General features: G+C 55.8%; 21 protein-coding genes. 6 read left to right on the top strand and 15 right to left on the bottom strand.

All coding sequences use genetic code 11. The features are described 5' to 3' along the window. Positions 1-197 precede the first annotated feature (197 nt). Genes A377_RS0107265 through A377_RS0107240 form a run of 6 tightly spaced genes read left to right on the top strand, consistent with a single transcriptional unit; the run spans position 198 to position 4308 of the window. Positions 198-584, top strand: a complete 387-nt coding sequence (locus A377_RS0107265; protein WP_019895592.1) for a gamma-butyrobetaine hydroxylase-like domain-containing protein — start codon at positions 198-200, stop codon at positions 582-584. Positions 585-602: 18 nt separating this feature from the next. After that, the gene (gene ubiE, locus A377_RS0107260; RefSeq protein ID WP_019895591.1) at positions 603-1355 is read left to right on the top strand and encodes a bifunctional demethylmenaquinone methyltransferase/2-methoxy-6-polyprenyl-1,4-benzoquinol methylase UbiE; all 753 of its coding nucleotides are present in this window, start codon (positions 603-605) and stop codon (positions 1353-1355) included. Between the two features lie 29 nt (positions 1356-1384). Then, complete coding sequence (locus A377_RS12755; RefSeq protein WP_157760788.1) at positions 1385-2068, top strand: ubiquinone biosynthesis accessory factor UbiJ; 684 nt, start codon at positions 1385-1387, stop codon at positions 2066-2068. 28 nt (positions 2069-2096) lie between these two features. Further along, complete coding sequence (gene ubiB, locus A377_RS0107250) at positions 2097-3749, top strand: ubiquinone biosynthesis regulatory protein kinase UbiB (RefSeq protein WP_019895589.1); 1653 nt, start codon at positions 2097-2099, stop codon at positions 3747-3749. A 59-nt stretch (positions 3750-3808) separates the two neighbouring features. Continuing rightward, a complete protein-coding gene (locus tag A377_RS0107245) occupies positions 3809-4027 on the top strand; it encodes an addiction module protein (RefSeq protein ID WP_019895588.1) in 219 nt (72 codons plus the stop codon). After that, on the top strand, positions 4024-4308 hold the full coding sequence (locus A377_RS0107240; protein ID WP_019895587.1) for a type II toxin-antitoxin system RelE/ParE family toxin: 285 nt from the start codon (positions 4024-4026) through the stop codon (positions 4306-4308). The genes A377_RS0107245 and A377_RS0107240 overlap by 4 nt, the downstream gene beginning before the upstream one ends. Before the next feature lie 331 nt (positions 4309-4639). Here the strand turns inward: A377_RS0107240 and A377_RS0107230 are convergent, their stop codons facing one another. The 15 genes from A377_RS0107230 to A377_RS0107160 all read right to left on the bottom strand — a co-directional run bounded on the left by A377_RS0107230 (position 4640) and on the right by A377_RS0107160 (position 22902). Further along, positions 4640-5215, bottom strand: a complete 576-nt coding sequence (locus A377_RS0107230) for a YceI family protein (RefSeq protein ID WP_019895585.1) — start codon at positions 5213-5215, stop codon at positions 4640-4642. 44 nt (positions 5216-5259) lie between these two features. Then, on the bottom strand, positions 5260-5865 hold the full coding sequence (locus A377_RS0107225) for a cytochrome b (protein WP_019895584.1): 606 nt from the start codon (positions 5863-5865) through the stop codon (positions 5260-5262). 80 nt (positions 5866-5945) lie between these two features. Then, positions 5946-6857, bottom strand: coding sequence for an ion transporter (locus tag A377_RS0107220; protein WP_019895583.1), 912 nt, complete (start codon positions 6855-6857; stop codon positions 5946-5948). 95 nt (positions 6858-6952) lie between these two features. After that, positions 6953-8062 (bottom strand): alkene reductase, encoded by a 1110-nt coding sequence (locus A377_RS0107215; RefSeq protein WP_028485350.1) that lies wholly within the window; start codon positions 8060-8062, stop codon positions 6953-6955. Positions 8063-8221: 159 nt separating this feature from the next. Further along, complete coding sequence (locus A377_RS0107210; RefSeq protein ID WP_019895581.1) at positions 8222-8554, bottom strand: HigA family addiction module antitoxin; 333 nt, start codon at positions 8552-8554, stop codon at positions 8222-8224. Positions 8555-8580: 26 nt separating this feature from the next. Further along, on the bottom strand, positions 8581-8748 hold the full coding sequence (locus tag A377_RS13275; RefSeq protein WP_281168814.1) for a type II toxin-antitoxin system RelE/ParE family toxin: 168 nt from the start codon (positions 8746-8748) through the stop codon (positions 8581-8583). Between the two features lie 205 nt (positions 8749-8953). Next, the gene (locus A377_RS0107200) at positions 8954-10915 is read right to left on the bottom strand and encodes an amylosucrase (RefSeq protein ID WP_019895579.1); all 1962 of its coding nucleotides are present in this window, start codon (positions 10913-10915) and stop codon (positions 8954-8956) included. Positions 10916-10972: 57 nt separating this feature from the next. Next, entirely contained in the window at positions 10973-11905 is a 933-nt protein-coding gene (locus tag A377_RS0107195; protein WP_019895578.1) for a PfkB family carbohydrate kinase, read from the bottom strand. Between the two features lie 54 nt (positions 11906-11959). After that, entirely contained in the window at positions 11960-12859 is a 900-nt protein-coding gene (locus A377_RS0107190) for an HAD family hydrolase (RefSeq protein ID WP_019895577.1), read from the bottom strand. Beyond that, positions 12856-15063, bottom strand: a complete 2208-nt coding sequence (locus tag A377_RS12165) for an HAD family hydrolase (protein WP_019895576.1) — start codon at positions 15061-15063, stop codon at positions 12856-12858. The genes A377_RS0107190 and A377_RS12165 overlap by 4 nt, the downstream gene beginning before the upstream one ends. 80 nt (positions 15064-15143) lie before the next feature. Next, complete coding sequence (locus A377_RS0107180) at positions 15144-16289, bottom strand: LPP20 family lipoprotein (RefSeq protein ID WP_019895575.1); 1146 nt, start codon at positions 16287-16289, stop codon at positions 15144-15146. Next, the gene (locus A377_RS0107175; RefSeq protein WP_028485348.1) at positions 16267-17271 is read right to left on the bottom strand and encodes a DUF6340 family protein; all 1005 of its coding nucleotides are present in this window, start codon (positions 17269-17271) and stop codon (positions 16267-16269) included. The genes A377_RS0107180 and A377_RS0107175 overlap by 23 nt, the downstream gene beginning before the upstream one ends. Before the next feature lie 68 nt (positions 17272-17339). Next, positions 17340-20189, bottom strand: coding sequence for a methyl-accepting chemotaxis protein (locus A377_RS0107170; protein ID WP_019895573.1), 2850 nt, complete (start codon positions 20187-20189; stop codon positions 17340-17342). 206 nt (positions 20190-20395) lie between these two features. Continuing rightward, the gene (locus A377_RS0107165) at positions 20396-22402 is read right to left on the bottom strand and encodes a TIGR03545 family protein (RefSeq protein WP_019895572.1); all 2007 of its coding nucleotides are present in this window, start codon (positions 22400-22402) and stop codon (positions 20396-20398) included. Continuing rightward, entirely contained in the window at positions 22399-22902 is a 504-nt protein-coding gene (locus A377_RS0107160) for a TIGR03546 family protein (RefSeq protein ID WP_028485347.1), read from the bottom strand. Before A377_RS0107160 ends, A377_RS0107165 begins: the two co-directional genes overlap by 4 nt. Positions 22903-22906: the final 4 nt, after the last annotated feature.

The raw sequence follows: 22906 nt of genomic DNA, 5'->3' as shown, positions 1-22906 counted from the left end.
CAAAGACGATGCGATTGAAACCGGAAAAACGGCGGAAGCTGTCACCCTGACCATGAAACTGTCACCCTGAGCGAAGCCGAAGGGTCTCTAAAGACGGAGCAGGATTCCAAAGATCCCTCCGCTTCGGTCGGGATGACAGAGGAAGCGGTCGGGATGACAATGACTGGATCAGAATGACATGGAGTCAAAGAGGTTTTATGCCACAGCCACAACCGACCGACATCAAATTACGCCAGAAATCGCGTTTGCTGGCGATTGCCTTTGACACGGGCGAAACCTTTGAGCTGCCGTGCGAATACCTGCGGGTCTATTCACAATCGGCCGAGGTCACCGGACACGGGCCGGGGCAGGAAGTGTTGCAGATCGGCAAACAGAACGTCAATATCGACGAGATCACACCGGTCGGCAATTACGCGATCAAACTGCATTTCGACGACGGTCACGACACCGGCATCTACACCTGGGAACGGCTCTACGATCTGGGCAAACATTATGATCAATACTGGCAGGAATACCTTGAGCGCCTGCTCAAAGCCGGACACAAACACCCGGACATTCAAACCGATCCGCAACAATACATTTAACCAGGCCTGGTAACTTTTATGAACACAGACAACCGCACCACCGATTTTGGCTTTAACAAAGTGCCGCTTGACGAGAAGGTCAAAAAGGTCAAAGGCGTGTTTGATTCGGTCGCCGACAATTACGACCTGATGAACGATGTGATGTCGCTGGGGGTTCACCGTTTGTGGAAGCGCCATGCGATTGAACTGTCCGGCATTCGCCCCGGTCACAAGGTGCTGGATCTGGCGGGTGGCACCGGCGATCTGACCCGTGCTTTTGCCAAACGCGTGGGGCCAAACGGTCAGGTGGTGCTGGCCGACATCAACGAAAACATGGTGCGCGTCGGGCGCGAACGCCTGACCGATGCGGGCGTGGTCGGCAACGTCGATTACACCCTGGCCAATGCCGAAGCGCTGACGTTTCCCGACAACACCTTTGATCTGGTCACCATGTCGTTTGGGTTGCGCAACGTCACCAACAAAGACCAGGCGCTGGCGGAAATGGCACGCGTACTCAAACCCGGCGGCATGGCGATGATCCTGGAGTTTTCCAAAGTCTCGCAGCCGCTGATGGCGAAAGCCTACGACTTTTATTCGTTCAGCCTGCTGCCGAAAATGGGCAAATGGATCGCCAACGACGAAGACAGCTACCGCTATCTGGCCGAGTCGATTCGGATGCACCCGGATCAGGAAACGCTCAAACAGATGATGCTGGACGCCGGGTTTGACCAGGCCGACTACCTGAACATGTCGCAAGGCATCGTCGCCCTGCACCGCGGCTGGAAGTATTGATGCAACGCCGGAACGGCCTGGAGGCAGAAATGACGGACCACTCAGACACGCACAGAGACACATCCCTCAAAACCCCACCAGGCCTGGTCAAAACGGCCCTGGCCGAGCTGTTGCAAACCCTGATCAATCAGGCGATTGCGATGGACAGCCTTCAGGGCGAAGCGTTTTTGCCTTGCGCCGACAAGGTGGTGCAAACCTCGTTCAAGGACGTGAGCCTGTCGGTGTTCTGGGTGTTTCACCCCAACCCCGATCACCGCGCGGACGAAAACCCGGCGGGCGAATTTGTGGTGCAAACCCATCTGATTGGCGAAGCCGATGCCCACCTGCATGCCAATCTGTTCGACTGGCTGCAACAAGGCCCTTCCGCCGAAAGCGTCAAAGGCGATCAGGCATTGGGCGAGGCGTTTCTGCATGCGCTGAAAACCATCGACATCGACTGGGAAGAGCAGTTGTCCAGACTCACCGGCGACATGGTGGCCTTCCAGACCGGTGAAGCGGTACGCGGCCTGAAACGCGAAGCGCAAAATCTGCAGGAAAAAGCCTGGACCACCTTGCGCGAATACCTGCAATTTGAACTGAAACTGCTGCCGCAGCGCCACGAGATTGCGCGTTTTGAACGCGACGTTGCCGACACCGAAGCACGGGTGGAAGCGCTGACCCACCGCATTGAAAGGCTGATGAGCCAGCAAATGCAACCGCACCTGAACCCCTGATTGCCAACCCCACAAACACCGGTCTTCCATGAACGCACTCAAACAACGCCTGCACCAACTTCTACGCATGATCCGAATCAATCGGGTGCTGACCCATTATCAGATTGATCGGCTGGTGCTCGCACACACCAAATACGCCTGGCTGATATGGCTCAACAAACTCCTGCCCTGGAACTGGCGCACACCCCACTCGGGCGGACGTGGCGTGCGCATCCGTCAGGCGCTCGAAGATTTGGGGCCGATTTTCATCAAAATGGGACAGGCTCTGTCGACGCGCAAGGATCTGCTGCCCGACGACATTGCCACGGAATTACGAAAACTTCAGGACGACTGTCCGCCGTTTGACGAACAGACCTCGCTCAAAATCATCGAAGACGGCCTGAAACAACCGATTTCCGAGGCCTTTGCCAGCTTCAATCCGGTGCCGATGGCGTCGGCCTCCATCGCCCAGGTGCATGCCGCCACCCTGCCGGACGGCTCGGACGTGGTGGTCAAGGTGGTGCGCCCCGACATTCTGCCCGTGATCAAGCAGGACGTGGCGATCATGAAAAGCCTGGCGGCGCTGTTGCAGGCCGCGATCAAAGACAGCCGCCGTCTGCATCCGGTGGAAGTGGTCGAGGAATTTGAAAAAACCATTCTCGACGAACTGGACATGATGCGCGAAGCGGCCAACGCCACCCAGCTCAAACGCAACTTTGACGGCTCGGACTGGCTTTATGTGCCCGAAATTTACTGGTCACACACCCACGACAACATTATGACCATGGAGCGCATCCACGGCACCCGCATCAGCGACATCGAGCAGCTTCAGGCCGACGGCATCGACTTGACGGATCTGTCCGCCAAAGGCGTGAGCATCTTTTTCACCCAGGTGTTCAAACACAACTTTTTCCACGCCGACATGCACCCCGGCAATATTTTCGTGTTGCCGGACGGGCGCTATGCCGCGATTGATTTCGGCATCATGGGCACCCTCACTCCCGAAGACCAGCGCTATCTGGCCGAAAACTTTCTCGCCTTTTTCAATCGCGATTATTTGAAAGTCTCGGAACTGCACATTGAATCCGGCTGGGTGCCCGCCGACACGCGGGTGAACGAACTCGAATCGGCGATCCGCTCTGTGTGCGAACCCATCTGGGACCGCCCCTTGAAAGAGATTTCTTTTGGTTTGTTTCTGATGCGCCTGTTCCAGACCGCCCGACGCTTTGGCATGGAAGTGCAGCCGCAACTGGTGTTGCTGCAGAAAACCCTGCTCAACATCGAAGGTCTGGGCCGACAGCTGGACGACGAACTGGACCTGTGGGACACCGCCAAACCGTTTCTGGAAGACTGGATGCAGGAACGCGTCGGCTTAAAAAGCCTGATCAAAAGCAGTCGCCGCAACCTGCCCTACTGGATCGAACAGGCCCCAAATTTACCAGGCCTGGTCCACAACAGTCTGCAGGCGCTGTCACACGCCGATTTCGCCGGGCAATCCCAGCGGCTTGCCAACCTGGAAAAACAACTGGCCAGACAGGCCCGCCAACAACGCCAGCGCTGGCTTGGCAGCGCCCTGATTCTGGCCGGCCTCGTCCCCGCCCTGTTCGGCCACCAGCTCCAGCCCAACGCCTACACCCAAGCCGAATGGCTGCACTGGGCGCTGATCGCCGCAGGCGCTGTGATCGCCTGGCGGGGGAAGTAAGAAAGTAGTCAAATAATTGTTTATAATCAAACGATCATGGCAAAAAAGCTGAGGTCAATATGCAATCAGAAACCCTATTCAAAGAAGCTTTACAGCTTTCACCGCTGGACAAAGTCAAACTGATGGAACTGCTTTTTGACAGCTTTCATGCCAACCTTGATCAAACCGAACACGAACAACAATGGGCGCACCATGCCGAACAAATCTGTGACCGGATTGATCAAAACAAAATGCCCATGCATACTGTTGAAAGCGTTTTGAGTGAGCTCAATCAGTGAAAACCGTTATTGCCGAAAATGCACGAGTAACGTTGCTTGAGGCGAAACACCATTACAACAACGAGCAACCCGGCTTAGGCTATGACTTCTTGCAAGAATTCACCAAAGCCCTTGAGCGCATTCAAGCACAACCCGAAGCCTGGACTCCGCTTTCAAAGCGCACCCGCCGTTGCTTGATGAAACGTTTTCCGTATTCCGTTATCTTCCGCATCCAAAGAACGAAAAAACAAATCGAAATCATTGACCTGATGCACCAAAAACAAAAGCCCAAGCCCTTCTGACAATTCAAACATTTGCGCGTTCCAGACCTACTCACACTTCTACGAGGTTTGGGTCTATGCTTGCGTCATGCCGACCGAAGCGGAGGCATCTTTTGAAATGTTGCCGGGGTTGAGAGGTCCTTCGGCTTCGATCAGGGCGACAGAAGCCAAAACATAAAAAACCCGGCATTGGCCAACGCGGTTCACTGAAATGTCCGTCATTATCGGGCTTGACCCGATAAGCTCGCAAGTTCTTGAAAGATTCCTGCTTTCGCAGGAATGACGAGACGGTTTAGGCTTTACGTGAACGCTACTGCGACCATGCCGGGTTTGTTTTCAGTGGCTCAGCGCTCTATTGACGAACGCCTTCCAGATGCAGCATCAGTTGCACATGGGTGGACGCCGGACCTAGGTCCTTGGTGATGTCGTAATCGGCCAGTTTCAGCGTGGTGGTGCCTTCAAAACCACTGCGGTAACCGCCCCAGGGATCTTTGCCTTCACCGACCTTCTTCGCGTCAATCACCACCGAACGGGTCACGCCATTCAGGGTCAAATCGCCGGTCACTTTCATCGCCTGATCGTTTCCGCTGATCGAGGTGCTTTCAAACACCGCTTTGGGATGTTCCGACACATTCAGAAACTCTTCGCCACGCAAGTGTTTGTCACGCTCAGCATGGTTGCTGTTGACACTGGCGGTATCGATTTCGACCTTGACGTGACTGTTGGACAGTTTGTCCTTGTCGTAGGTGTAGGTGCCGTCAAAGTCATCGAAACGGCCAGTGAGCCAACTGTAGCCCAGATGCTGGATTTTGAAATTGATGGAGGCGTGCATGCCTTTGGTGTCAATATTGTAAGTCACCGGCTCGGCCTGAACCGTGGCGGTCAGACTCATCCCCAAAAACAGGGCGAAAGATTTCAGAACGTTCATAATACAACTCCTTGGTTATCCATTAATGGCTTGTACAGCGTGATTCATTCGCTTTTAAGCATGCGCCGCAAGGTGCGATCCCTGTCGATAAAGTGGTGTTTCAACGCCGCCGCCGCATGCACAACCACCAAAGCGATCAAGGCGTAAGCCAGCCATTGATGCGCCAGACCGGCCAGGTTCGCCTGCTGCGCAAACTGCCACGGCAGTGCCGGCACCTGAAACCAGTCAAACACGTCCACCGGTTTGCCTTCTGCCGTGGAAATCAAATACCCGCTGAAACCGATCAACACAACCAACGCGTACATCAATTGATGGAAGCCGTGCACCAGCTTTTTGACCAGGCCTGGTGAGATCCTTTCAAAGCGCTTTTCAAACGCCCCTTTTACCGGTCCGTCCATCGGCCTGGGCACGGCAGACACCCGATGCCACAACCAACGCAAAACCATCAGCGACACCACGATAATGCCCACCGATTTATGAATCCAGGGGGCCTGGTGATACCAGTTGGAATAATAATCCAACGTGACCATCCACAGCCCCAGAAAGAACAGTCCCAGCACGCCCAGCGCAATCACCCAGTGCAGGGCAATCGTGAGCCAGCCGTATTGATTTGAATGATTGGTTATCGACATCGTCACCACTTTGGCCATGTTTGACTCCATCTTAACGAAGATGGATCAGAGAAAAAATGCAGCAAAGTGGCAAATCATTGTTGCTGAAACCAGAACAGTCAGCCTGACGGGCGCGCTTTTTCCATCGCGCCTTCCTCGCTTTCTTGGTTCTCAACGTCTTTGTCCTGGGGAGTCAGATCATGACCACACTGGCGACAGAATTTGGCGTCCGGGTCATGCCCGGTCAAGCCACACTGCTGACAGGCGCGCCCGTCTTTTTGACTGCGCAAAGACTGAATAACCTGAGCCGAGTAAATGCCCGTCGGCACGGCAATGATGCCGTAACCGATCAGCACCAGAATGGAGGCAATGAACTGACCGAAAGGCGTCACCGGAGTGATGTCACCATAGCCCACCGTCGACACACTGATCAGCGCCCAGTACATGGAGGTCGGGATGCTGGTAAAACCGTGCTTGGGGCCTTCGATCACAAACAGCAGCGCACCAAAAATCGTGATGATGGTGATCACTCCGATCAGAAACACCAGGATTTTGCGCCAGCTGCTGGCAAAGGCGTCCACCAGAACGCTGCTTTCGCGCTGATAGCGATGCATGTGTAGCACATCGAAAATTCTTAAAATTCGCAGGATTCGAATGATCGCAAGAGACTGGATCGCACTTTCCGGAAACAACAGGGCCAGATAGGTCGGCAAAATCGCCAGTAAATCGATCACCCCATAGAAACTGCGGGCGTAACGCAGCGGGTCACGCACGACCCAAAGGCGAACCCCGTATTCAAGCGTAAACAGCAGCGTAAAAAACCATTCCACCTGAAAAAATGTCTGGCCATGATCGGCATGCAGATCGCTGATCGAATTGGCCATCAAAATGGCCACATTGAGCAAAATGGCCACCACCAGCAGCACATCAAACACAATGGAAGCACGTTGCTGGCAGCCAAACACAATGTGAAAGATTTTGTAGCGAAGGCCTTCGGTGTTGCGACTGTCCGGGTAGTAAAGAGCACGCATGGATCACTTTCCCTTAATGAGGCCAAAGACGTCGTTGTACGACGTCATCGGCAAACAAAAACGGTCCCAATGGTCAGCCATGACGGAAAACGGGGTTACTTTTCCGACGATGTTTCCAGAAAGGGGTAATCGGTATAGCCTTCTGCGCCGCCGCCATAAAAAGTGTCCGGATTGGGCGGGTTCAGTTCGGCGTCTTCCCGGATGCGTTCAACCAGATCCGGGTTGGCAATAAACGCCCGGCCAAACGCAATCGCATCGGCAACGCCGCTGGACAGCGTTTTTTCCGCTTTGTCGGCATCGTAGTTGCCACAGAAAATCAAAGCGCCAGCAAATTGATCGCGCAACGCGGAGCGGAAAGCATCGGTCAAAGGGTCACCACCGGCCCAATCCGGTTCGGCAATGTGCAGGTAAGCAATGCCGCGTTCGCTGAAGGCACGCGCCAGATACAGCGTCATCTCTTCGGATTCGTCATCGCTCATGTCGTGGGCCACAAAATTGGGGGACAAACGCACCCCAACCTTGTCCTTGCCCACCGCCTCAATCACCGCATCCAGCACTTCCAGCACCAGTCGCGCCCGGTTTGGCAGGCTTCCGCCATAGTCATCCGTGCGCTGGTTGGTGTGGGTCGCCAAAAACTGATGCAGCAGATAGCCATTGGCCGAATGCACTTCAAAAAAATCAAACCCCGCATTCAGACCACGGATGGCGGCCTGGCGATACTGTGCCACGATGCCGGGCATTTCATCGATTTTGAGCGCTCGGGGCATGGCACAAGGCACCATTTTCAAGCTGCCACCTTCCACCGGCGCCGAGCATTGGCTGTTTTCCGCCTGAATGGCGGAAGGCGCAACCGGCGCAGCCCCGTTGGCTTGTACTTCTGTGTTGGAAATGCGCCCCACATGCCACAACTGCAATGACAGGTGACCGCCTTTGGCGTGCACACTGTCGACCACTTTTTTCCAACCGGCCTCTTGCGCATCGGTATACATGCCGGGCGTATACGCATATCCCTGACCCTGCTGGGAAACGGGCGTCGCCTCGGTCACAATCAGCCCCGCACTGGCGCGCTGAGTGTAATAGGTCACATTCAAATCCCCCGGCACATTGCCCTGAGGCTGAGCACGACTGCGAGTCAAAGGCGCCATGAAAATGCGATTGGACAAATCCGTGCGCCCTATCTGGATCGGGGAAAGTAACTGTTTCATGAAGCACTCCAAAGTGTTGGTGAATTCGCTCACTCAAATGTCTTTTGAGTCAGGCCGAGTGTAAAAATCTTCTGCCATCACAATAGCATGAATCAAAGCACAAAACGCGCAAGTCCCTTTGTTCAGACACAGAACGCTGAAAGGCAAATCGAGCCCCCCTTAATCCACTTTCAGCTGAACGTCCGATGCGTATCTTGGGTTTTGACTCATCGGTGTTATTTCCGCGATCACGCTGGCAAGCTCCCCTTCGGCTTTTTCTGCGTCGTACTCGACTTGTGCCCGTAGCCAATACCCCTTCGACAAGCCGAAAAAGCGACAAAGCCGTAAATCCGTGTCTGCCGTGATGGCGCGTTTGCCAGCGACAATGTCACCAACCCGTTGCGCCGGCACATGAATTTCTTTTGCCAGACGATATTTTGAAATGCCCATGGGAGTCAAAAATTCTTCCTGAAGAATTTCTCTTGGGCTGACTGGTGTTAATACTTGTTCCATCTTTCCCTCTTCCCGAATGAATGCCTTTAATGATAATCAATAATTTCAACATCTTGAGCCACATTTTCGTGCCAAGAAAAACAAATCCGAAACTGGTCGTTTATGCGAATACTGTAATAGCCCTCTCTGCTGCCTTTGAGTTTCTTTAAACGATTCCCGGGCGGTACACGCAAATCTTCAAGCTGGGCTGCGATCTGTCATTGACGTAATTTTCGGCGAGCCACAGTCTCTATTTGAACAAAACGTTTAACCCGTTGACCATTTGCCAAAGCTTCGGTATCAGAACATCGATAAGAGATAATCATATTACCAACATATTAACCCACCTCGTTAATAACTTTAAGTGTTACCAGTTTTCTTCCAAGTCAGTCGATCAAATCACCAGGCCTGGTGGTTTGATCAGCCGATTCTTGTTAACCAGTATTGGCCGAAACCGGGGACGATGAGGTTGTCGCCGAAGACATCGGGCTGATGGCCGCTGATCTGGTCTTCGATGCGCTGGTAGCCGCTCAATTGCCAGTGGGGGCCAACCTGACTCATGTCGAGGTGTTGCGGTTCGGGATGGAAGTTGGCGACCACCAGCACGCTGTGACGGCTTTGGTGGAGGTCGTAGCGTTCGAACACAAACAGGTGGGGGTTGTCGACTTCGATCAGGGAGCGGTTGTTGAAATCGGCAAACACCTCGATGTCCTTACGCACGGCAATCAGTTGCTGCAAGCCGTGAAAAATCCGGTATTCGACCGTACCGACCTGGTCGCGGCGCTCGAGCTTGTCCCAATCGATGATCGGGCGATGCACCCAGCGATTGTCTTCCATTTTGTAGGGGTCCTGCAGGTAGGCGTCGTCATTGATGGTGCCCACTTCGTCGCCATAATAAAGCAAGGGAATGCCGCCGTAAGACAGGGTTAAGCCGTGCAGCAGCAAAATCTGGGCGATGGCGTGGTCAATTGCCCGCTCATCCTGTTGCTCCATGGCAAATTGCAGCCCGACCAGACTCGCCAATGAGCCGGAAATACGGGTGTCGCCGGTTTTGGCATTCTGCCCGAAAGGCAAACCCCGAGCATGGGAATCCTCAAACTGACCGGTGAAGTAGTCCACCAGAAAGCGGCGGTGCCCGGCCGGATCATAACCCACGGCAGCGATGTCGCTGTCATCAAAGCCCAGGCCGATGTCGTCGTGACAGCGCACGTAATTGAGCCAGGTGGCGCGGTCCAGCTTGGACGGCAGACTTTTGATGCCCTGATTGAGCAGCCGCGCGTTTTTGGTGGCGACCGCGTCCCACATCAGGGCCATAAAGGTGGCGTTGTAGGCAATTTCGCATTCTTTGGCGATCACGGCGTCTTCGCCGAAATATTTGGCGACCTCACTCGGCGCCACTATGGCTTCGGCGATAAAGAGCACGCCCGGTGCGGTGACCTGACAGCAGTCTTTCATCAACTGCAGAATCAAATGCGCTTCGCGTTCGTTTTGCGAGGCGGTGCCGATTTTTTTCCACAGAAAGGCCACCGCATCCAGACGCACAATGTCGGCGCCTTTGTTGGCCCAATACAGAATCACATCCAGCATTTCAATGAACACGGCGGGATTGGCGTAATTCAAATCCCATTGGTAGTCATTGAACACCGTCATCACCCAGCGCTTCATCTCGTCGTCCCAGGTGAAGTTGCCCGGTGCGTTTTCCGGGAAAATCTCGGGCAGACTCTGTTCGAACATGTCGGGCACATTGCGGTTGCTGAAGGTGTAATAGTAATCCTGATAAGCGGGGTCGCCCGCCTTGGCTTTTTGCGCCCACTCGTGTTCGTCCGAGGTGTGATTGAGCACCACATCCAGCACCAGCAGCATGTCATTCTGACGCATGTCGTAGCTCAAATGCGCCAGGTCTTCGAGCGTGCCCACGCGCTCATCGATCTCCCGAAAGTCGCTCACCGCATAGCCGCCATCACTGTGGCCTTTGGGGCATTGCATGATCGGCATCACATGCAGCATGTTCACCCCCAACGATTCCAGATAGGGCAAATGCTCGCGCACCCCGTTCAGGTCATCAGCAAAGCCGTGGGCATAAAGCGCCATGCCCACCCATTTCTGATGCAAAAACCAGTTGTGATTGTCCTGACGCTCAATGTCGCTTTCACGCAAGGGTTCCGGCCGCTCGATGTATTGCATCGCCATGGTCTCGACCAGCTTCTGAGCCTGTTCGTCAAAGTCTTTGCGGTGGCCATACAGCCGGTAAAACAGGGAATGAATCGCATAAAAGTTGGCGCCCAGCCGGGTATAGAAATGGCGCAGATCTTCCTTGTAAATCTCCGGGCGAATGCGATTGAGAATGTCGTTGAGCAATGAGTGTGCAACCGGTTCGTACATAGTCAGTCCGTCTGTTCTTTTTGGAATTTGAAAGGGGTCAGGTGGGTTCGGGTGGCGTCAAAGCGCTTTTAACCAGGCCTGGTAAAAATTGGGGTCCGAGCTTAAGGCCCCGTCCAGTGTCACGATCTGGCTGGCAAAGTTTTGCGCCCGTTGCAATGTCTCCATCCAGCCCCATTCGTGCATCAGCCCCAATAATACCACCGAGGTAAAGGCGTCACCGGCCCCGATGGTGTCTCTGATCCGGTCACTGGGCAGCGGCGGTGGTGTGACCCGGTGCAACTGCCCGGTTTCGTCCATCGCCAGCGCCCCTTTCGCGCCCAGGGTGACAATCAACCTTTGCAGGCCGAAACGCTGTTTGAATTCTTCCAGCGCGCTGGCCGGGTCCGAAGCCAGCTGATCCAGATCGCCTGCCAGTTCGGCAAACTCTTCGTCGTTGAGCTTGGCCCAGTCGGCGTCCTTGAGCCAGCCACGAACCAGCGCCAGATCATACCAGGGTGCACGCAGGTTCACGTCCACAAAAATGGCCAGATCGGCGCTGGATTTTAAACGCTCCAGCGCGTGACGGGAGTGCGCATCGCGCAAGGCCAGGGTGCCATGATACAAAATGCCCTGATGGCCATGATGCATGGGGTCCATGTTTACCTCGGACACATCCACCGGGTCGATACGGTCATACGCCACCGGGTGCGCGATGTCGTAGCTGGGCTGGCCGTTGTCCAGCGACACATTGACCCGCCCGGTTGGCAAGTCATCGTGGGTCTGAACGGTCGTTTGAGCCAGTCCCCACTCATGCATGGCATGGCGCACCTGCTCGCCCATCGCGTCCTGACCAATGGCGCTGACCAGTTTGGGATTGAGTCCCAGCGCCTGGGTATGCCAGGCCACATTAAACGGCGCGCCGCCCAACAACTGCTGCCCATCCGGCAGGCAGTCAAACAGCACTTCACCGAAAATCACCAAGGGTTGAGCGTTTACATCCCCGTGCCACATTGCGCGCCTCCGTTCATTGTGTGTTCCGTGTTTTTCGAATGATTCGTGTGCGTCCTATTCCATCCATGAGAAATCCGCCCCGATCTGCGTCAACAGGGGTCTGGCGGCAGGCACAAACTGCCACACGCCCTGCAAAACCCCATCGGCATAATGGCCGCAACGATGGTCGAGGTCACTTTCACCCAGGTTTTCGCCCCAATTTTCGGCCAGATACAGGCTGGCTTCACGCCCGGTTTTGGCGGCCAGGCGTTTGGCCTCCGCGCGAACCGAATCGGTGGCATTGGCCACCAGCACCGACGCCAGTTCGCTTTCCATCACCGCCAGATCATTGCCGCTGTCGCCGGCAAACACCCGCTCGGAGCGGCCAATGCCCTGACGCTCACACAAAAACAACAACGCATCCAGCTTGTTGGCCTCACGCGCCAGAATGTCCAGCAACCAGACATTTTTGGCGTCGTCAAAGCTCCAGATCACGCTCACCGGCAAACCCAAATGCGCCAGATGGGCCTTGATTTCCTGCACCAGAGGCGGCATGTCGGCGCTCGGTTCAACGTAATAGCTGTGTTTGAAGGTTTTCTGGCGCTCGGCTTCCTGTGGCTGCAACAACTCCCAGGCTTTCAGGTGATGATCAATCCGCGCAAATGCCTCGGGCGGACACCCCTGGGCTAGATGCGCATGCCAGTCTGGCAAAATTTTGGGGCCAGTTTGGGGATCATACGCATACATCTGCGCGCCGACATCGGTGATCACAAACTCAGGCGTCGGCAGATGGTATTCGGCCATGGCTACTTCCACCAGACCGATGTCACGCCCGGTCACATACACCAACTGCACCCTGTCGTCGGCACAGAAATCCCCAAAACGCTGGCGGGCGCCCGGTGCTTCCGGCGCTTTGCCATTGGGAATCACGGTCTGATCCATGTCGCAGGCCAGCAACAGTTCCCACACGCTCATGCCTTGTCCCCGCTGAGGTCATTTTTGGCTTTGTTACTGGCTTCGTTCCCAGCTTCGCTCTCGGCGTCGACCTCTCTCGGATCAACGCATTCGCCAAAAAAGTCGTAATAATCCAGCGCTTCCAGAATCCCTTTTTCAAAGGCCGATTCGGCGTAATAAATCCGGTCAATCTCTGACAGATTCGACAGTTCTTCGTGATGACGATTGGCCACCACCGCCGCCAGCGGATTGCCGCGCATCATGTCCTCATCGGCCCCTGCGCCGCCTGCAACAAAGGTTTTGGCCAACGGCACCTGCCAGCGGTCCATCACATAGCGCAACGCCAGCCCTTTGGACGCACGGATCGGCAGAATGTCGATGTAATGGTCAAACGACAACTGCACATGCACCGACTGTTCGGCTTCGTACAGGGACTTTTTGATCTGGTCGGGCGAAATTTTGTTCAGGTCGATGTAATAACTGAGCTTGAAATCGCTCTGCTCCAGCCTGGGCTGGCGTTTGAGGCCCGGCAGCTCAGCCATGACCTCGCGCACCCGGTGCGGCGTCCACTGGTAGTCAATGTGTTTTAACCAGGCCTGGTCACTGGTCAGGTTGGGCGCATAACGAATGTCGGTGCCGGCACTGCTGATCAGCACATCGGGTTCGCTGATGCCATAGGTTTTCATCAATTGCAGCGCCGAGTCACAGCGACGGCTGGTGGCGATCACAAACAGCGTGCTCTGACGATGCATTTTCAGGCGTTGCATCAGGGTTTTGACCGCCTCTCTGTCGCCCATCAGGTTCTGATCCAGACTGGTCACAAAAGCCCGGTCGTGATACAGGCCTTTGCGGCGCGCCATCGGCGGACGCTCAAGCCGCTGGTTGTTTTTGACCAGCGGCTTGATCAATGCCAGATAGCTTTCGGCATGGGCCTGCCAGGCGTAATGTTTGGTCACGCCCTTGAGGCCGTTTTCGACTTTCTGCGCGTACAGTTCCGGGTCTTTCAACAGCTTTTCAATCGCCCGGGCGATGGTGTCCGGCAGCAGAGGGTTGACCAGATAGCCATTGTGGCAATTGTCCAGAATGTCGCGCGGCCCGCCGTCTTCGGTGGCCACCAGTGGCAGGCCGCTGGCGGCGGCTTCGATTAGGGTCAGGCCAAACGGCTCGGTCAGTGCCGGATTGACAAACACACCGCCGGAGACGGCGGCAATGCGATAAATTTCCGCCACCTGATCACGCTGGTGGTGTTTGGGCAGCGACACCTTGCCATACAGATCGTAACGGTCCATCGCCAGAAACAATTCAACAAACACCTTTTCCGTGGCGTCGTCCATGTCTTCCAGGTCGTCGCGGTTGCCGGCGATAATCACCAGATTGGCGTGGTCCTGCAGCCACTCAGACTGGCCATAGGCTTCCACCAGCGACACAATGTTTTTGCGCCGGTCCGGGCGCGACAAGGCCAGAATCATCGGTTTGTCCGGTTCCACCAGTGGCCGGGCCAGATAATCACGAAAGGCATGATCAATGCCCTCTTTTTCCACCGGATGAAAATTTTCCAGATTGGTGCCGGGCGGCAGCACCCGCATCTGATTGGGCTGGTAATAGTCGTAAAGCGCGTATTGCTCTTCGATTTCCTGACGGGTACTGGTGATCACGCGTTCGGCCACGGCCAGCGTCATTTCTTCGGCCTCAATCCGCCGCGACATATTGTATTCGTCTTCGATCTGCTCGGCGCTGAGGCCACTGGCCAGCAAGCGCGCTCGTTTGACCCGCCCCAGAGAGTGGCCGGTATGAATCAGCGGCACCCCCAATTGACTGGAAAGATGGTCGCCCACGTAACCAGCGTCGGCATAATGCGAATGAATCAGGTGTGGATAAAAACGTTGGTTTTTGAAATGGGAAAAGGCGTTGTCAACAAAGGCATCCAGATGATCCCAGAGCTGTTCCTTGGGCAGGTATTCGTCCGGTCCGGCGTCAATGCGCACGATATGGAAACTGTCTGACACCCGTTCAATCGGCTGGGCGTAGTCGTCGGAGACGTCGTCGTCGACCACCCGCCGGGTCATCAGGTCCACTCTTGCCACTTCGGGGCGTTCCGACAGGGCTTGCGCCAGCTCCAACACATACAGGGTCTGCCCGCCTGTGTCGGCATCACGCCCCAGTTCCAGATCCCGTCCACGGATCAGGCCGTGGACACTCAACAACACCAGATACAACTGCTTCATAGACGATCCAGACAATCCAAATGATTTGCGTCCTTTCACGAAACAAAGAACGCGATGTGTTTTTATCCTACCATGAGTCTTCAGTGTTCAAAAGCCGCTGACCACAGAGGCTGCAATGCGGACGGACGGGCCAGCGTCTCGCGCAAACGCTTTTGCAGGGCGTTGATCGCCTGATGGCGCCCGGCCAGACCGCGACCGCTCAACGTGAGTGTGTGCGTGGCCAGTGTCTGTTGCGCTGTCTGCCAGTTCAGCGTCACAATCAGTTTGTGTATCTCAAAGCCTTGCGCCTGGGTCTGGCTCTGTCGCGTTTCGACCACCAGCCCCGCCAGCGCATCGGAAGACGCTGGAGGATGCACTGGACGATGCTCAAGCCAGCGCGTTTGAATGTTCAGGTTTGACAGCGCACTGTCCAGAGATCGGCGCAAAGTGGACTGCAGTGCCGGGGCGGCTTCCCCCAGGGCCATCACCGGCAAAGGACGCTGCGCCAGCAAGGCCTGGGTGTCGGCCTGCCAGGTCTGCACAAATGCGTGATCCAATGCCGGGTCATGCGCGGGGGAAATCGCGGCCAGGTATTGCGACCGCTGCCACCACTGAGCCAGTTGGGCGCGGACCGAAAGCCGCACCGGAACCTGTTTCATCCATTGTTCCAGGTTGGTGACATCACTGGGCGGGCGGACCTGATTTGACCAGGCCTGCTTCAGGGCCTGATGATCAGAGGAAAGCGACTGGTACCAGTCCCGACGATGAACTTCGACCAGCAAGGCCACGGTGCCATTGGGGCGTGTCTGGGCATCGATCACTTTGTGACCCGTGACCGTCAGGGTGGGAGTTTGCAAATGAAGGGTCTGTTCGCTGTGCTGGCGCTGCCAGTCAAAGGCACCCTGCCAGACTTCCTGACGGGATTCGAATTGGGAGGTGACGGTGACGGCCACTTTGCGCACCACCATTGCCAAAGCCTGTTCCAGAGCCGCTTCCCGTGTTTTGGCCTGGGCCGAAGCATAAAAATGCGTGGGCGTGTCCGCGGGCGGCTGGACCAGCCAATCCGGCGGGGCGGCTTCAGCGGAGGCATTCGGCGATGACTCTGTGGATGAGCCGTCAACCAAAGCAGGCGTCGTTTGGCAGGCGCTCAGCCATCCGCTCAGAATCAAAACCGGGATCAGAAACGGCCTGCCACCTGCCCCGCCAAAAGCGCGACCGGGTCGGTCAGGGCGAATCTTGGTCGCCATTGTGCAACTGCCTTTGCGCCAACGCCTGTTTTTCGATGGCCTGATCGATTCGGATCAAGGCCGCATTGACGGCCTCGACCGGTTCGGCCAAACGCGCATCCGCCATTTCATACAATGCCTGCGCCGCTGTCAGGTCGCCCTGGGCTTCGTGGGCAACGCCCAAATTGTACGCAGCCACATAGGAACGCTGCCCGGTGCTTTGCAGCAACTGGGTCAGCAGCGATTGCGCCCGATCAAAGCGGCCCGCTTCCATAAAGGCCAGTGCGCTGTCGAGCTGAGCCGATTGCTCGCGGGTGTAATCCATGGCGGGATCATCCAGCAGTTCAACCGACTGCTGACGGTAATGCGGGGTCAGATCGCGCACAAACTGCTCGGCCAGTTCATCGGCCAATTGCTGCAGGCCTTGGCCGCGCGTGGGCAGAGTGCTGGCGCTGTCACGGCAATGCTGCCATTTGCGACTGGTCTGATAGGTTTGCGCGTGCAGAATTTCGGCTTTGGCCACGTCCGTGACCCGCAGACTGGCGCTCAGATGCATCTGGCGCGCGGTGCACCAGACCCGGGCCAGATAGGTGTGTTGGCATTTTTCATCGCGGCAACGAATGCGTTCTTCGTAATAACGTTCGTCGTTGCTGTCGGCCTGATTGATGCGGCCCGAAATCAAACCACTGGCCCCGATCAACTCGCCCAGTGCCACCAGTTCGTCCGGTTCCATCAGCCCACTGTGCTGAAAGCGCTGCTCGGCCAGAACCTGATCACGGTCGCGACGGTCCACCAAGGTAAAGTAGCGCTCGCCTTCGACCCGGCTTTGGGCCAGCGCCGCTTCCAGACGTTCGGTCAAGCCGATGCGATCCTGCTTGAGCGGCATGACCGCAATCTGACGAATCTGCCCGGCCTGAGTGACTTTGGCCGGTTCCAGCATCTGAATGCTGACACTGCGGCCACAAGCGGTCAGTAACACCAGCAGAGCCAGCGCCCCGCCCAATCTGAAAAGGCCTTTTTGACCAGGCCTGGTCAAAAAGGCAGAAAGCCCCTCAAACGGCTTGCCCGGCATCACTTTTTCGAGTCCGGTTTCCGCTGATCCGACACGGACAAACGCGTGCCGCGTGTCTGGAAAAAGCTGACCTGCTGTTGCATGTTTTCGGCTTCGTGGCGCAAGGTTTCCGCCGCCTGGGCCGCTTCTTCCACACTGTGCACATTGCGTTCCGTGGTCTGACCCACGCCCTCAATGGTGTGGTTGATCTGCTCCACGCTGGCGGTCTGTTCATGGTTGGCCGTTGCAAAGTCGCGAATAAAGCGATGAACGTCCACAATCACCTTGCGGATGTTTTCAAAGGCTTCTTCGGTCTGTTTGACCAGTTTTTCGCTTTGGGTGACCTGTTCGACACTGGTTTCGATCAACTGGCGAATGTCTTTGGCCGCCTCGCTCGACTTGCCGGCCAGAGAGCGGACTTCGCCCGCCACCACGGCAAAACCGCGTCCGGCTTCGCCGGCACGGGCGGCTTCCACCGCGGCGTTCAGTGCCAGAAGGTTGGTCTGGAACGCAATCGAATCGATCAGCCCGGTGATGTCGGAAATTTTGTGGCTGGATTCCGCCAATTCCTTCACCGCGCCACTGGTCTGGCGCATGATGGCCGCGCCATCGTCCACCTGGGTTTTGGCCGAATCGGCCAGCTCCGAAGCCTGTCCGGCGGTGCCGGCATTGTGTCGCACGGTCTCGGTCACCCGATCCATCGAGGCAACGGTGTCATGCAGGGTTCTGGCCTGCGCCTGCTCCTGCTCGGTCAGAGACTGGCTTTCCTCGGCAATTTTCGACGCGGCCTGATTGACCGTTTCCGATGCCAGCATCAGCTCGTCAATCACGGCGCTCATTTTGTCCAGTGACTGATTCAGTGACGACTGCATGGTCGCCAGCTTGCCTTCGTACTGGCCCTGCATCCGCTGGGTCAGGTCGCCTTTGGACTGAGCCACCAGCACATCCACGGCCGAATTCATTCCGGCTTCAAGCTGACTGAGCGACGCATTCACATTGTCCTTGAGACCCGAAAGCTCGCCCTGCAAATCCATGTTCAAGCGGGCACCGAAATTGCCTTCCGCCAGTTCCCGCATGGTCTGGTTGATGCCGGTCACGGCCTGGTGGGTGCTGCGCATGGCGGTCTGCAGATCGGCCATCATTTCACCGAAATCGCCTTCAAATTCGGCGTCGGAGCGGAAATCATACTGGGCGGCATTCAATGCCTTGATCGCCTTTTCAATTTCTTCGATGATGCCTTGAATGCTGTCGGCCGAGGCATTGACCTGATGCTTGACCGTGCCCAAGTCCCCTTTGGCATCGGCCACAATCCGGTGTTTGAGATTGCCGTGTGACATGCCATCGATCATATCGGAAACCGAAATCATCAAATGCTGCACCGAGGTCAGGTACTTGTTGAAACTCTGCCCCATTTTGCCGATTTCATCGTTGCTGACCACATCCACCCGCGCAGACATGCTGCCTTCGTCCGCGGCAATGCCCAGCTTGCGGGTAAAGGCGCGCAAGGGGTCCAGCACAAACATGTGAGTACGCCAATACACCTGGACCAGCAGCAGGAAAAAGCCGAGCGCCATCGCGCCCTGGGCCACATAAATCATAAAGTAGGTGTCACTGAGCAACTGCTCCAGAATGTCTTTGGGCTCAAAAATGACGTGCAGCCCGCGCACCTGTTCGCCGTCAGAGGCCCGAATCGGCTCGGCCGCCATGATCTGTTCGTCCAGATCCATCAGCCCCGTTTCAACGAGCTTGGACAGATCGACTTTTTTCAGGTAGTCCGACAACATCGGACTGTCGAAACCGGGCATCAGTTCAAAGCCCTGAACGGTTTTTTGCAGCACCGCATAGCCATGATTGTTTTCTTCCTCGATCTCGGCAATCTGTGTCATCGGCAGGCTCACCACCACCGCACCGATGGTTTTGTCGCCGTAAGGCACCGGCACCACCGCCTGCAGAAAACTGCCTTCGTCCTGAAATTCGATCCGCGTGATCGGCTCATTCGGCATGGTCTCCAGCCCGATCGGCACCCCGCTGGCGGCGACCTGTTTTAACTCGCCATCGAAAATCGCAATGCCGATGCCTTCCATGTCCGCACGCTCAACATACTGCTCGTAGTTGACATTGACAATCTGCCAGAGCACGGTTTCCTGGTTGTCATAGAGCCCGTAAATGACCGCCGAATTCCCGGCGATGCCCACCGCATTGGTCAGGGCAATCTGGCTGCGACCATCCAGCTCCGAATTCAGGTTTTTGATCAGCAGTTCACTGCGGTCCTGCATCGCCCCCTGATACAGATTGTCGGCCACGGTCTGCAGATACATCTGCAAAACCACACTCCAGACAATGGCCATCACAATCAACGGAATGATCATTTTGCCCATAATGGACTTTTGCGGCAACGGACTCCATCTGGCCAGACGAATCGACCAGGGAGAACGCAAGGCCCCGTTTTCTATGATTTTGCGGCCGGAACGAATGTCGGCATAGGCTTTCTCGGCGGCGGCAATTTCTTCCGGGCCAATCGGATTGCGTACCGACTTGAAACCGATGGTCTTGCCGTGATCCACCACCGGGGCCACATTGGCTTCCACCCAGTAATGATCGCCATTGGCACAGCGGTTTTTCACATACTGGTGCCAGGGCCGACCGGCCAGAACGGTTGTCCACAGATCTTTGTAGACCACCGCAGGCACATCCGGGTGGCGCACAATGTTGTGCGGCGCGCCCTTCAACTCTTGCCAAGTTCTTCCACTTGCATCGATAAACGCTTGATTGGCATAGATGATATGCCCTTGCAGATCCGTCTCGGAGACCAGCACGTCCCCTTCGGGGATAGGGTATTGCTTTTGGGTCACATAAGATGAATCCGACATACACGCGTTCCTTTTTCAGCGGGCGAGTTCTAGCCCGGAAATTTCATAAATGATGCAGCATCTCGCTTGCCCCTTGATTCCACAAGAAATATTTCTTCAGTCGGCCGTAATCGTTGATACGACACTCCTTCAGAAATTTCCTTGTGAAAACAATTGCCTGCGCGATATTGGCGCAAATTCATGAAATTTCCGGGCTAGTTTTAAAATTAACGGCCAAACAGGCCTTTGAGTTGATCGCCCACGTTGTCTTCGATTTTGTCCTGGGCGGCTTTCTTTGCTTCGTCTTTCAAGCGGCTTTGCAGTTGTTTTTCCAGATTGGTCTGCATAATCGACTGCACATCGGAAAAGTCACCATTAACCGATGCTTGCGAATCCAGCAAGCCATCCAGTTGCCCTTGCAAAGGTCCCAGCTTGCCTTGCATTTGCGCCTGAATCCGTTCTTTCAACTGGCCTTTGGCCTGTGCCATTTCCTGTTGAAAGACCTGTTTAAAGGCCCCGGACAAGACCTGGTCCAGATCCGAGGTGGCCGACAGGGACGGCGCAAACACACTGCCCTGAATGTCGGTGTCCACCGTAAAGGCCGTCACCTTATCAAACAAAGGCGCAATGTAGCGCGCCACTTGCTTTGACTGAGTCTGGCTCAGATCAAAATCCACCTTGTCATAGGCCAGCGACACATCGGCCGTCACCTCCGTCAGCCCGGTCAGGCTGACTTTGCCCCGAATGGTGCTGGTGGCTTCTTTCATCACCACTGGCAAGGTATCGTCTTTGGCCAGTTGCCAGTCTTTCAGCTGATACCCGGACCAGTCAAAGCTTGCCTGATTCACCGGCGCTTCCGGGTCCACAAAGCTGCTGGTACCTTTGACAATCAGCGCATTCGGCTGAGAGGCCGGCGTGGCCGCCACCTCAAACCGCACCGGCAGTTTGGTGGTCGGGTGATCAAACGTGACCTGATTCACCTGGGCCACCACCCGCCCCCAGTCGATATTGGCCGAGGCGGTAATGCGCTTGATGATAAAGTCCGGCTGCGGGTCCTTCAGTGCAAAATTCACTTCGCGACCCAGCATCCGCTCCGGCCCCTGCTCGGCGGCCTGAGCTTCGCGTTCTTCCAGCATTTTGCTCAACCGGGCAATAAACGGCTGCGCTTTCTGGTACCAGTCCAGCCCCGTCTGGGTGTATTGCCGAATCTGTGGCCCGAACAACAGATAGGTCACATTCGACAAGCCCTGACCGTCCAGCGAATACTTGCTCATCAGACGGTTCAGATCTTGCTGTGGCAAGTCTTTCAGTGAGGCCATATCCGCTTTCAGTTTCGGCAAGCGTTCACCAAGCAAATCGCGTGCCTTTTTCAACGCATCGCGCTTGGCTTCCATTTCTTCCTTGAGCTGCTGAAATTCCGAAACCCGTTTCTGAATGTCCGCCGGGGACGACACTTTGCCGTCAGACAGTTGCTTGAACTGGGCCTGATACTGGGCAAGAGTGTCTTGTGAAGGCAGCTGCTGTTGCACTTCTGACCAGGCCTGCTTCAGGTCGTTGATGTCCTGTTCGATCTCGCGCGCTTTTTCCAGCGTTTGCAGGGATTCGCGTTCCAGAATGGCCTGGGGATCGGGCAAAGCCATGTCCGGCATCGCCAGTCCGCTCTTTTTTTCTGACGCGGCCTCACCCGACGCCTTGCGAATCGCCGTTTCGCTGGAAACCGGTGTCACCTCTTCCAGCGCACCGGAGGTTTGGCGAGGCTGGTGCATGGCCCATTCGGTCAGCACCAGATCTTCGATCACCGTTCGCCCGCCAATGTAGTGAAACAGACTCAACGAGGCGCTGATGCGTTCCAGTTCCAGCAGGTTTTCCATTGGCTTGTCCGGGTCCGTGACCTGAAGGTCGTCCAGCCCCAGTCGAATCGGGGCAATGCCGATGTCAATATTGCCAATTTCGACCTTCGCGCCCCAGGCTTTGGACGCATAATGCTCGAGTTGTTCTTTCAGTGCCCAGGTGCCGACCCAGTAAACCACGGTGAATACCAGAGCAAACACCAGAGCAAACCAGCCCAGCCCGGACCAGCGAACCCAGCCTTTTGGCGGCTTGGTGGGTTTGCCTGATTTGGTCGGTTTTGTTGGCTCGGTTGACATGGTTGGTTGGCCCTGCTCGGAAGGGGTGGTTTGATCCATGTCGGCGTCGGTTTGATTTGTCGTGTCTGGCGTGTGTGTCTGGTTCATTTCAACATCCCTCCGATCACATTGGCCCCTTCGGCCCCCCGCAACATACGCACCAGCTTAAAGCGTTGAACCCATTCCAGAAAACGGCGTCGATATAACCGCACCAGCACCAGAAAGCCGTAAAAGGCCGGCACACTGATCAGAACGGAAAAGACCACGCTGCCGATGACAATGGTGTTGTTGAATGACAGCAACTGCCACAGTGTCTGATTGTACAAATCGGTCCACAACGTTTGCAGGCTTTGCAGATGCAACAGCCAGTAACCGAACCGGTCGAACAGAGGATCAAACAGATAAGCCAGACCGGTAAAGAAGACAAACGCCACCAGCAGCGCCGATAGATTGACCCGTAGCAGAAACACCAACAGCAGAATCAGCAGATTGTGTGGAAACAACAAAGGCGTCAGCCCCAGAATCATGCCCAGCACAAACGAGAGCGCAATCTGTCCCGGGTGCTGATTGGCATTGAGCGCCTTGAAAAACTTGATGAACATGGACATGGTG

The sequence above is a fragment of the Hydrogenovibrio halophilus DSM 15072 genome, from assembly GCF_000384235.1.
Classification (GTDB): Bacteria; Pseudomonadota; Gammaproteobacteria; order Thiomicrospirales; family Thiomicrospiraceae; genus Hydrogenovibrio; species Hydrogenovibrio halophilus.
The sequence above is the reverse complement of the archived record's forward strand: the minus strand, read 5'-3'. Positions and strand labels throughout refer to the sequence as shown.

Bases quoted from the DNA above. Each gene is read 5' to 3' on its own strand.
- A377_RS0107160 (WP_028485347.1), bottom strand. From the start codon at position 22,902: ATGTCCATGTTCATCAAGTTTTTCAAGGCGCTCAATGCCAATCAGCAC.
- A377_RS0107170 (WP_019895573.1), bottom strand. From the start codon at position 20,189: ATGTCGGATTCATCTTATGTGACCCAAAAGCAATACCCTATCCCCGAA.
- A377_RS0107265 (WP_019895592.1), top strand. From the start codon at position 198: ATGCCACAGCCACAACCGACCGACATCAAATTACGCCAGAAATCGCGT.
- A377_RS0107200 (WP_019895579.1), bottom strand. From the start codon at position 10,915: ATGTACGAACCGGTTGCACACTCATTGCTCAACGACATTCTCAATCGC.
- A377_RS12165 (WP_019895576.1), bottom strand. From the start codon at position 15,063: ATGAAGCAGTTGTATCTGGTGTTGTTGAGTGTCCACGGCCTGATCCGT.
- ubiE (WP_019895591.1), top strand. From the start codon at position 603: ATGAACACAGACAACCGCACCACCGATTTTGGCTTTAACAAAGTGCCG.
- ubiB (WP_019895589.1), top strand. From the start codon at position 2,097: ATGAACGCACTCAAACAACGCCTGCACCAACTTCTACGCATGATCCGA.
- A377_RS12755 (WP_157760788.1), top strand. From the start codon at position 1,385: ATGACGGACCACTCAGACACGCACAGAGACACATCCCTCAAAACCCCA.
- A377_RS0107210 (WP_019895581.1), bottom strand. From the start codon at position 8,554: ATGGAACAAGTATTAACACCAGTCAGCCCAAGAGAAATTCTTCAGGAA.
- A377_RS0107230 (WP_019895585.1), bottom strand. From the start codon at position 5,215: ATGAACGTTCTGAAATCTTTCGCCCTGTTTTTGGGGATGAGTCTGACC.
- A377_RS0107245 (WP_019895588.1), top strand. From the start codon at position 3,809: ATGCAATCAGAAACCCTATTCAAAGAAGCTTTACAGCTTTCACCGCTG.
- A377_RS0107180 (WP_019895575.1), bottom strand. From the start codon at position 16,289: ATGGCGACCAAGATTCGCCCTGACCGACCCGGTCGCGCTTTTGGCGGG.
- A377_RS0107220 (WP_019895583.1), bottom strand. From the start codon at position 6,857: ATGCGTGCTCTTTACTACCCGGACAGTCGCAACACCGAAGGCCTTCGC.
- A377_RS0107165 (WP_019895572.1), bottom strand. From the start codon at position 22,402: ATGAACCAGACACACACGCCAGACACGACAAATCAAACCGACGCCGAC.
- A377_RS0107195 (WP_019895578.1), bottom strand. From the start codon at position 11,905: ATGTGGCACGGGGATGTAAACGCTCAACCCTTGGTGATTTTCGGTGAA.
- A377_RS0107215 (WP_028485350.1), bottom strand. From the start codon at position 8,062: ATGAAACAGTTACTTTCCCCGATCCAGATAGGGCGCACGGATTTGTCC.
- A377_RS0107225 (WP_019895584.1), bottom strand. From the start codon at position 5,865: ATGGCCAAAGTGGTGACGATGTCGATAACCAATCATTCAAATCAATAC.
- A377_RS0107190 (WP_019895577.1), bottom strand. From the start codon at position 12,859: ATGAGCGTGTGGGAACTGTTGCTGGCCTGCGACATGGATCAGACCGTG.